Consider the following 9,674-nt stretch of genomic DNA (forward strand, 5'->3'; position numbering starts at 1 on the left):
GGAACGGCGAAGGCGACGAAGTGCGAGCCCTTGGCGGGGTCGAACCGGTTGACGGCCTTCACCAGTCCCAGCCTGGCGACCTGCGTGAGGTCCTCGATGTCCTCGCCGCGTCCGCCGTAGTGGCGCGACCTCACTGTGCATCGACAGATTAGCACTCTGATGTGGCGAGTGCTAAGAGAATTTCTGGAGTTTTTAGGCTCACTTTCCGCCGCTGAGCGGCCCGCGGTTTAACCGTGTGGCCGGACGGATTGCCGGCCGCGTCCGATCGCGCATCGCACATCAGTTCGCCTGCGTGCGTGGTCTTCTCAGTAACGTTGCGCAGGGCCCGTCAAGACAGGCAGTGCGCGGCTGGCGTCAGAGAACCTTCCATGTTGCGCTCGATCATGCGCAGAGCGGCCGAACACAGTTCGTCGTCGATATGGGCGACGGCGTCGCGCGCGATCACCACTTCGAAATGCCGAACGTAGGCGTCCAGCGCGGTGTAGAGGATGCATTGCTCGGTGACCTGCCCCGTGATGACTACTCGTCGCGTCCCAAGCTGGCCAAGCAGGTATCCCAACGGAGTCGAATAGAACGCGCTGTGGCGCACTTTCGTCAGGAATCGACAGCCCTCGTCAGGCTTGATTGGCTCCACCAGGTCCGGCCGTTCGCCGTTCAGCGCCGTACGGACCAGGTCGTCCCGCCCTGCGGTGAAGTCGCCGAAGATGTCGTTGACGTAGATCAGGTCGACCTCGTCGGCCTTCGCCTGATGAATGAGGTTGGTCAACGGCTCCACGATCAGGTCGACGTTGGGTACCAAGAGATCGGCATCGCGGTGCCGATATGCGTTGAGCATGTCGACCACGAGCACGGCGGTTTCGGACATCAGACGTTTATACCCGTTGTAATGGGACTTACCCGCCCGCAGGGATCTCTTGCCAATGCGCCGAGTTCGGTTCCAGTGCAAAGCATGTTGGCCCTCTCACGGGAGTCCTTTGCAATCGCATCTCGCTCCGCCCAAAGTCCACCGGCACGCGGGTCCTTATAGCGCCCCGGGGTTTTGGCGGGCGTGCGCGCGCGTGTTCCATACGTGTAGTTCCAGGCGCCCGGCCATGATGTCCGCCGCCGCCAGGGTGACAGAATCGTCTTGCGCGCAGGCGTGGGCACGTAGGCGTGTCAGCGCCTCATCGAAGGAGATATTTAGTTGCAACGACACCATCTCGGCTGCGACAGACACCTCAGACCGATTGAAGGGGTTATCGGGTTGGACCACGGCAGCCTCCGCCATCAAGGTGGCCTCGGCCGGCGACGGACACTTGGCAATGTCGACACGATGGCGTGGCCCATCACTTCGGCGCAGAGCTGAGCGTAGTTGAGCTGTTCATCGGTCAACGCGCCTGCGGTCCGTCGATACAGTTCTAGGACACCGAGGGAATGCTGCGGGCCGGGCATCGGAAATGCGAACACCGCCTCTACTCCCAGGTCCTGAACACCGGCACTGAACGTCAGCCAGCGGTGGCGTGGTCCTGGGGCGTCGATGCGCGGACACAGCTGCGGCCACTGCGAGCTGTACGCGTCCAGGCACGGACCCTCTCCCACGGCGAACTGCAGTTCGTCGATCCGCTCAGCCACGGAGTTGGTGGCATAGACCAGTTCACGTGATTGCGACGACATCAGCGCGGCGACCGCCCCGCCTTCGACACCGGCCAGCCGCGTCGCCGTCTCGCACAGCGCGCTCAACTCGGTGAATAAGGATCTTTCCGACGGCAGGTCTGTGTGCACCGAGTCCGCGGGTTCGGCATGTTGATCGTGGCCGGGCCGCTCTTCGTCGTGCGCGTTGCCCACTACGGCGGCCGCCGGTCCACGTTCACCGGCGAGACGTTCGGGCCACAAATGGCGGCGATGCGAATGCATCCCGCGAAACGGCGCTTCAACGATGCCCTGAGCCGCGGGTCACGGAGATCATGGCCATCTCTTACCCCGACCCAAGTCGGCAAAACGTCGCAGAGACGCCGATGCAGAACTTGTTCTTGGCCAGCGCCGCGGCACAGGTCACCTCGGCAGCCGTAGAACTTATCCCGATGGTAGATACCGCGGGCATCTTGCTGCTCGAGAAGGGCGGCAAGTTCCAATCGCTCGCGACGACCACCGAGCTGCCACATCAGCTCGACATTCTGCAGATGACGTTCGGGGAAGGGCCGTGCGTTCAAGCTGCATTGGCTGACACGGTCGTGCGGACCGACGACTTTCGTGCCGACACACGCTGGCCTCAGTACTCCCCGCGGTCGCAGCGATCGGCGTGCTCAGTGGCTTGTCGTTGAAGCTGTATACCGCCGAGCGGTCCGCCGGGGCACTCAACTTGTTCGGCTATCAACCCGGGACGTGGGACGTCGAAGCCGAAACCATCGGCACTGTGCTCGCCGCACACGCGCCGCGGCGATCGTCGCCGGTCAGACGCAACGCCAACTGCAAGCCGCCCTCCTGAGTCGTGACCGCATCGACCAGGCGAAGGGAATCATCATGGAGCGCTACGGGGGTAGACGCCGTGCGCGCGTTCGACATGCTGCGTCAGCTGAGCCAGGAAGGCAACGCCAAACTCACTGACATCGCCAAGCGCGTCATCGATACCCCCGTGAGTTGATCGAACCGCCTTGGCAAGGGAAGCAGTCAGCCGGCTGAATCGTCGGGCGAGACGCTGCGCGTCGCACGAATCAGGCTGGGTCTGCGTTTATGGGTCAACATCACGGGTAAGTGACCAGAGCCGTCCGCTTCGCTAGAACCGCGAAGCACGTGCGCTTCGCCAGACCCCGAAGCAGTACCCAATCGCCAACAAGGTCGCTTAATGCCTGCGTCTCATCTGTCGAATTCCCGTCCTGGATCAACGTCGAAATTTGGAAAGCCAGTTCAGAAAGCAGCCCTTGCAATGGGCGCCGTCTTGGCCGACCTCGTCACGATGCCGGCTAGCCCGTGCGCACGGGAAACCGGGCGGAACCGACAACGCCGAACGGCCCCATCCGCTAACAGACCAACCCACGGCCAGCGCACCCATCAACGGCGCGCAACCGACCACTCAAGGAGAATGATGTACCTGCACACTCAGCAATTGATCAACGAGATCGCCGTCGACGAGCCGGATCCTGCCGCAGCCAATGCCCTGCAGGAGGGCCTCGGTGGCCAGTTCGGCGAGATGCGGACGATGATGCAGTACCTGTTCCAGAGCATCAACTTCCGCGGTGATGCCACCTCCAAGCCCTACAAGGATCTGCTCCAGGGCGTCGGCACCGAAGAGATCAGCCACGTTGAGCTCATCGGCACGACGATCTCGCGGCTGCTGGACGGCTCACCGGACTACAGCGGCAAGAAGACCGACCCGGTCGATCAGCCGGGTGCCAAGGGTGCGACACCACTGAAGATCGCGTTGGACACCAGTAACATCCACCACTACCTCGTCGGAGCACAGGGAGCCCTTCCCGTCGACGCGGCCGGCAACCCCTGGCTCGGCTCTTACGTATACAACAGTGGGAACCTGGTGCTCGACCTGTTGTACAACCTCATGTTGGAGTCGACGGGGCGCTTGCAGAAGTGCCGGATCTATCAGATGACGGACAACAAGACGGCCCGTTCCACGCTCGCCTACTTGATCGTGCGCGACCAGGCTCACGAGAATGCCTTCGCCAAGGCGCTGGAGAGCCTCGGAGTGAATTGGGGTGCGGCGCTGCCCATTCCGAAGACGAACGCCGAGCAGTTCCCGGAGGTCAAGAAACTCCTCGACATGGGGCTACAAAGCATCCAGTACACCTTCAGCTCCGATGACCAGAGCCAGGCGGCCAAACTCTACCGCGGGGCGTCACCGTCCAACGACGGAACCGAACTGAGTACTGCCGTAATGCCGGATGGTTTTCCGATGACCATCGCGCCCGAACGGCGCGAAGAGTTCGCGCCCGGTTTGGACAAGGAGCTGCTGGCGCTCATCCAGGCCACCGCCGAGGCCGAGATCGCGACCAACGGCGCAGCCAAGTAATAGGCGGGAGGCGGATGGGTCGGCGTCGGGACGTCACCGCCCGCTGTTCTGTCGATAACCGACGTTGCAGGCCACTTGTTCGAAAGATCGACCAATGAGAGGGCAGACATGACCAGCCATGAGCAGGACGACCGCGAGCATTCCTCCCAGGCCAATAGCGGCTCCAAGCAGGGTTTCGACCCGCGCGACACCGAGCACCCGGCCGGATCGAAGCAGGCCGCCGAGAACACCGACGAGGAGTCACCTAGCTAAGCCAGGATCCTAGCCCACTGCCGCCCGGCGGCCGGCGCTCCGATGAGTTTACGGATCCCTCTCGCCGCGCGAGGACTCGACGTCAACGCGGACCTTCTCCAGGTCGGCTGCGAAAGCCTCCAGGTCTGCACTGGTGAGGTGAGCGAATTTGGCAACATCGGTGATAGCCACGGAAGTTTGGCTCCTTTGGGGCGGGAATGTTCGCCCGCCATTGGGCGCCGGGCTGCGATGTGGTTCGGTCGGGCAGACGACCACCTCTAGCGGGCCCGATACGCAATGAACGCTTCCAGGGGCCGGAGGAGCCATGCGATCACTGGCCTTTACCGTCCTGCCGCCGTCGAAACACCACACGGCCCGACGGCTTACCGCCTTTCTCGAAGAACGGGACTGCAGAACGGGATCCACTGGGTGTGGTTTGAGACCAATCCGGACGGTGCATCAGCAGGACGTGGGTGCAAGTGCTCACGATTCGCGTCCCAGACCTCGGCGCTCCCCAGCGTTCCTCGCCGAACGGGGAAGTGTCCTACTGGCGTTCGGCCGCTCCTGAGATCCATGAACGGGGACGGACGCAGGTCGTGGCGCGCTACGCGTTTCGTTGTTTGCCGCGGCCCTCGCGGCTTCGCCGGTAGGCCCGCCGTCGAAAGTCCGTGAGCCAGCCCGGCAGCAACTCGACGCCAGGTGCGCAATGCAGTGCCGGATCGAAGGACACGTCGTGCGCCGGATCGTCGGTCGCTATGACCGCGTCGAGAGTCACGCGGCCGAGCGGCTGGAAACCGCCGGTTCCACTGGCCTGCTCGACGTCGATGTGCAGGCCGCCGCGCTCGATCACGCCGGAGATGGTATCCAGGGCCAGCCCGCTGCCGACCTCCGAGACGATCCGGGCCCGTACCCACCAGATGCCTTCCTGATATCCGAACGGCATCAGGCTGGACTGCCAAGCACCCGACCAGGACCTCACCGGTCGCAATACCACCCGGGTGACCAATCGTGATCCGGCCGAGGCCAGGAGCAGATCCCACGGCGTGGCCCAGGACGGTCCAGGCGGCAGCCGGAGTGCCAGTCCCACGATGTCGGGGCGTCGCCCGCTCAGGCCCACCGCCTTGGAGACCCGCCCGATGATCGGCGTTGACTCCACCGGTAATCCCACACCCGGCGGCGAGGTCCGTACCAGCGCCCCGCGCGCGAGAATGCCGACGGGATGAAACAGGCGGCGATGACGAAGAGCCGAGCCCCACTGAAAGGGCACCGCAGCGATCTCAGAGACGTTCACACCAGGATGTGTGCCCGCGGAGCCCGAGGGCAAACAGCTGGTCCCATCGCACCGAGGGGCCGCTCAGTGGCACCGCTCGTCGACGAGCGTAATGTCGCCGTCGTCGATTACTGACATTCTGCGAGCTGATGTTCCCGGTCCCCGGACCTCGTTGCGGTGCTATAAATCCGGTCTAGCCGTTGGGAACCACCACTCCTCGTTGAGAATTCGCTCCTGCGGCCGGTAAAGGCGCACCATGTAGTGCCGACCTGGCGTGATCGGCAGACAGTGGTCAGTCTGATCTCCACAGCCGCCGAACTGGATCACGGCCTTGCCATCGGCGCGCCCTTGGCGGTTAGGCCATTGAGGGAGTGCGCGTTCCGCACGTTCGGGGTGAAGTAGCCCTGCTCGTCGCGGGCACACACGCCACCTTGGCACTCAAGAAGTCTCGGATGTGCGCTTGTCCGAGGCTGCCTCGTCGGCTTCACGGGAGTAATTTGGGTCCGTCGCGAGTCGGCTGTGTCGTGCACTGTGCACGAAGTAGACCACCAGGCCCAGGACCATCCAGATGAGGAACCGGATCCAGGTCGCTGCGGGCAGGTTCAGCATCAGGTACAGCGCGGTGAGCACCGCGAGCACGGGAACCACCGGGACACCCGGGCAACGGAAGGCGCGCTTCAGATCAGGGCGGGTGCGCCGCAGCACGATGACCCCGATGGCGACGAGCACGAACGCGAACAACGTTCCGATGTTGACCAGTTCGGCGAGTTCGGATAGCGGCACGAAGGTTGAGATCACCGCCACTACGACCCCGGTCAGCATCGTCGTGCGCAGCGGAGTGCCGAACCGCGGGCTCACCTTGGAAAAGGTTGCGGGCAACAGTCGGTCCCGGCTCATCGCGAAGAAGACGCGGCTCTGACCGAGCATCAGCACCATCATGACGGTCGTCAGTCCAACCAGAGCTCCGATGGAGATCACGGTCGCGAAGGCAGGGTGGCCGACGGAACGAAACGCCTCCGCGAGGGGAGCGTCGACCTTGATGTCGGTGTACTTCACCATCCCCGTCACCACGAGAGAGACCGCGACGTACAAGACGGTGCAGATGCCAAGCGAGGCGAAGATTCCGATGGGCATGTCCCGCTGCGGGTTCTTGGTCTCCTCGGCGGCGGTCGCGACGATGTCAAACCCAATGTAGGCGAAGAAGACAAGGGCGGCACCCGTGAAGATCCCGCTGACGCCGAACGCGCCGGGCGACAGGCCGAAATCCTGCAACAACGACGGGGTGGCCTCCGCGCCCGCGGCGGTAGGCGAGCCCGAAGGCGGCACGAAGGGCGAGTAGTTGCTCATCTTGATGAAGAAGAGTCCGGCGATGATCACGAACAGCACGATGGCGACCTTGATGACCACGAACACGAAGTTGACATGAGAGGAGACTTGATGCCGACACAGAGCACCGCGGTGAGGATCAGCACGATGGCCGCAGCTACCAGGTTGTGCCCCTCCCCGTACGCGAAGCCGGGGACGGTAATGCCAACGCCGTTCGTCACGTCGGCGAAGTAGCTCGACCACCCCACGGCGACCGTGCTGGCCCCGAGGGCCAGTTCCAGGATCAAGTCCCAACCGATGATCCAGGCGACGAGCTCGCCGAGGCTTGCATAGGAGAAGGTGTACGCCGAGCCGGCCACCGGCACGGTACTGGCGAACTCCGCGTAACAGAGCGCGGCCAGTCCACACGCGATGCCCGAGAACACGAACGAGAGCGCGATGGCCGGTCCGGCCTTCTCTCCTGCGGCCTCTCCGGTCAGCACGAAGATGCCGGTGCCCAGGATTACTCCGACGCCGAACACCGTCAGCTGTAGGGGTCCGAGCTCCTTGCGCAGTTGATGTTCGGACTCCTCGGTGTCTGCGATGGACTGCTCGACGGTCTTGGTGCGCGTGAGGTTCATCAGAGCTTCCCCGTTCCATCGCAGCCGCCTGGTGCCCGAATCGAGTGATCGGGAAATTGGCTGCAAGGGGGCATGCCCGTCGTCGAGCCTAAGCAAACGAATCGCGCCGCCTCTGTGCGATCGGCAGCTGGACCGGCGGATATCGACGCGGTCACGGATGGATACCGTTCAGGGATCACTGATCCCTCTAGCCCCATTGTTCACTATCGTCACATCGGTCAGCTGTTGACGTCACTGCGACGTCCCGCCCGTGAAAGGTGCGACATGTCGCCGCGTCCCCGAATCGCATCATTGGTGTCGTTGGCAGCCGTCATGGGACTCAGCGTGGCGATGGGTGTCGCGCCGCCGGCTAACGCCGAGCCATGTGAAGGCGCTGCCGCGCAAGCGCAGCCTCTTGCCACTCAGGCCTTCGAGATCCCGAGCCCATCCCGGCTGGCACCGTTCAACCGCCCGATCGGGCACAAGCCCACCGGCGCGAATGACGCGTCGCCCCTACCCAAACTGGGCCTCTTGCCCGCGCTTCTCAAGGCGCTCACTCCAGCCCCCCGCTCCGCGCCGGTGCAACAGCAAGCGGCGGTGGTGCCGTCGCCGAATCCCAACGGCGCGGCGACGCAACAGGTCCCTGCAGCGCAACAAGCGCCGGCGGCAGCTCAACCGGCAGCCGTACCGGTGCCGGCCAACCCGGCTGGCACATCGATCGTCGGATGGGTGACCGGACCGGACAGCCCGAACAAGACCATCCAGCGGTTCGCCATCACCGGAACCGACCTCGGGATCATGTGGGACAACGGCGATCCCGCCAACCACCAGGTGCTCATGGCGTTCGGCGACACGAACGGCTACTGCGGCATTCCAGGCAAACAGTGGCGGTACAACACGCTGTTCCGCAGTCAGGACGGTGCGCTGTCGAACACGGTTGCCGTGCCCGACGGCGTGGTCGGCAACAGATATTCCGGCTCACCGGTATGGCGACCGGGCATCTCCAAGCAGATCATCAACAGCATCGAGCAGGCGCCGGATGAGACGGGCATCATCCCGACTTCCGGTGTCGCAGTCGGAAATCGCCAGTACCTCAACTTCATGTCCATCAGGAACTGGGACAGCCCTGGCTCGTGGTCCACGAACTTCGCGGCGACGGCGGTGTCTTCCGACAACGGCGAGACGTGGGGCGTCTACCCCGGGACCATCCGCACGCCAGGGTCGGGCAACGAGAACTTCCAGATGAGCGCGTTCCTCAAGCCGGGGCCCGGCGATCAGTACATGTACACGTTCGGTACCCCCTCCGGCCGCAGCGGCTCGGCGTACCTGGCGCGGGTGGCCCCGAGCGTGATACCGGACCTCACGAAGTACGAATACTGGAACTCCGACAACGGAACCTGGGTTCCCGGCAACCCGGCCGCAGCAACGCCGGTGATCCCCGGCCAGGTCGGCGAAATGTCGGCCCAGTACAACACCTATCTCAAGCAGTACCTGGTGATGTACGGCAACGGTGCCAACGACGTCGTGATGAGGACTGCGCCGGCGCCGCAGGGACCGTGGGGGCCCGAGCAATTGCTAGTGCCGTCCTCGCAGATCCCCGGCGGCGTCTACGCTCCGTACCTCCACCCGTGGTCGACGGGCAAGGAGCTGTACTACAACCTGTCGCTGTGGTCGGCGTACAACGTGATGTTGATGCACACCACGCTGGCCTAGGGTTCGCGCGCTGGGATCGAGTGCTGACAGCCGAACCCTCGACGCCCACACCCTACCACCGGTGAATTCGCTTCGGCGCCAAGGACTCCGACACCGCTCTGACGGTTTCGGCGCACCCGGCAGCGAGCCCGGAGACCCCTGGCGATGCCGTGAACCATTTCGTGTACTGGGACGAAGGGCGCGCGGCCAACGTTGACTCGGCCGCCTTCATCAGCTGGGTCGGTGCCGTAACCGGCTACGCGAAGTAGTCGACGAAGCCTCCTCCGACAAGTGGCGTGCGAGCCGGCCACCAAAGTGGGTAACCCAGGTCACATAAGCCGTCACTGCCGCAGACGCAGCGTCGATTTTCGGACGTGACCCAACCCAATGGAGGGTGCCCACCATGAGCGACGAACGTGCCGATCAGATCCGTCACTGGCTTTCCGTGGCCGATGACGAAGACAACGACGAGAAGAAGCTCGCCGCGCGGTATACCGCGGCGGCGAGCGCACGTCGGTGGGTTCTGCATCGTCTGGGCGAGGACTCCGACGACACC

The 9,674-nt window shown here is 64.0% G+C and carries 7 protein-coding genes and 3 pseudogenes; 4 read left to right on the top strand and 6 right to left on the bottom strand.

Features of this window, described 5'->3' with window-relative positions; translation table 11 throughout:
- The 3 genes from QOI01_RS21520 to QOI01_RS21530 all read right to left on the bottom strand — a co-directional run.
- A partial coding sequence (locus QOI01_RS21520) for a sigma factor (protein ID WP_526384528.1) occupies positions 1-155 on the bottom strand: 155 nt, incomplete at its 3' end.
- 173 nt (positions 156-328) lie between these two features.
- Complete coding sequence (locus tag QOI01_RS21525; protein ID WP_526384516.1) at positions 329-865, bottom strand: cysteine hydrolase family protein; 537 nt, start codon at positions 863-865, stop codon at positions 329-331.
- Between the two features lie 401 nt (positions 866-1,266).
- Positions 1,267-1,872, bottom strand: a complete 606-nt coding sequence (locus QOI01_RS21530; RefSeq protein WP_526384518.1) for a GAF domain-containing protein — start codon at positions 1,870-1,872, stop codon at positions 1,267-1,269.
- Positions 1,873-1,994: 122 nt separating this feature from the next.
- On the opposite strand from QOI01_RS21530, the pseudogene QOI01_RS21535 reads away from it, so the two are divergent.
- The 3 genes and pseudogenes from QOI01_RS21535 to QOI01_RS21545 all read left to right on the top strand — a co-directional run bounded on the left by QOI01_RS21535 (position 1,995) and on the right by QOI01_RS21545 (position 4,252).
- Positions 1,995-2,620, top strand: a pseudogene (locus QOI01_RS21535) (ANTAR domain-containing protein).
- 441 nt (positions 2,621-3,061) lie between these two features.
- A complete protein-coding gene (locus QOI01_RS21540; RefSeq protein ID WP_526384520.1) occupies positions 3,062-4,000 on the top strand; it encodes a manganese catalase family protein in 939 nt (312 codons plus the stop codon).
- Between the two features lie 108 nt (positions 4,001-4,108).
- Entirely contained in the window at positions 4,109-4,252 is a 144-nt protein-coding gene (locus QOI01_RS21545) for a hypothetical protein (protein ID WP_526384522.1), read from the top strand.
- Positions 4,253-4,306: 54 nt separating this feature from the next.
- On the opposite strand, the pseudogene QOI01_RS21550 reads toward QOI01_RS21545, so the two are convergent.
- The 3 genes and pseudogenes from QOI01_RS21550 to QOI01_RS21560 all read right to left on the bottom strand — a co-directional run.
- Positions 4,307-4,423: pseudogene (locus tag QOI01_RS21550) on the bottom strand (hypothetical protein); the annotation flags it as partial.
- A gap of 412 nt (positions 4,424-4,835) precedes the next feature.
- The gene (locus QOI01_RS21555; protein WP_526384524.1) at positions 4,836-5,522 is read right to left on the bottom strand and encodes a phosphodiesterase; all 687 of its coding nucleotides are present in this window, start codon (positions 5,520-5,522) and stop codon (positions 4,836-4,838) included.
- Positions 5,523-5,939: 417 nt separating this feature from the next.
- Positions 5,940-7,447: pseudogene (locus tag QOI01_RS21560) on the bottom strand (amino acid permease).
- Between the two features lie 264 nt (positions 7,448-7,711).
- On the opposite strand from QOI01_RS21560, the gene QOI01_RS21565 reads away from it, so the two are divergent.
- Positions 7,712-9,139, top strand: a complete 1,428-nt coding sequence (locus QOI01_RS21565; protein WP_526384526.1) for a DUF4185 domain-containing protein — start codon at positions 7,712-7,714, stop codon at positions 9,137-9,139.
- Positions 9,140-9,674: the final 535 nt, after the last annotated feature.

It is taken from the genome of Mycobacterium sp., assembly GCF_032162605.1.
Lineage (GTDB): Bacteria > Actinomycetota > Actinomycetes > Mycobacteriales > Mycobacteriaceae > Mycobacterium.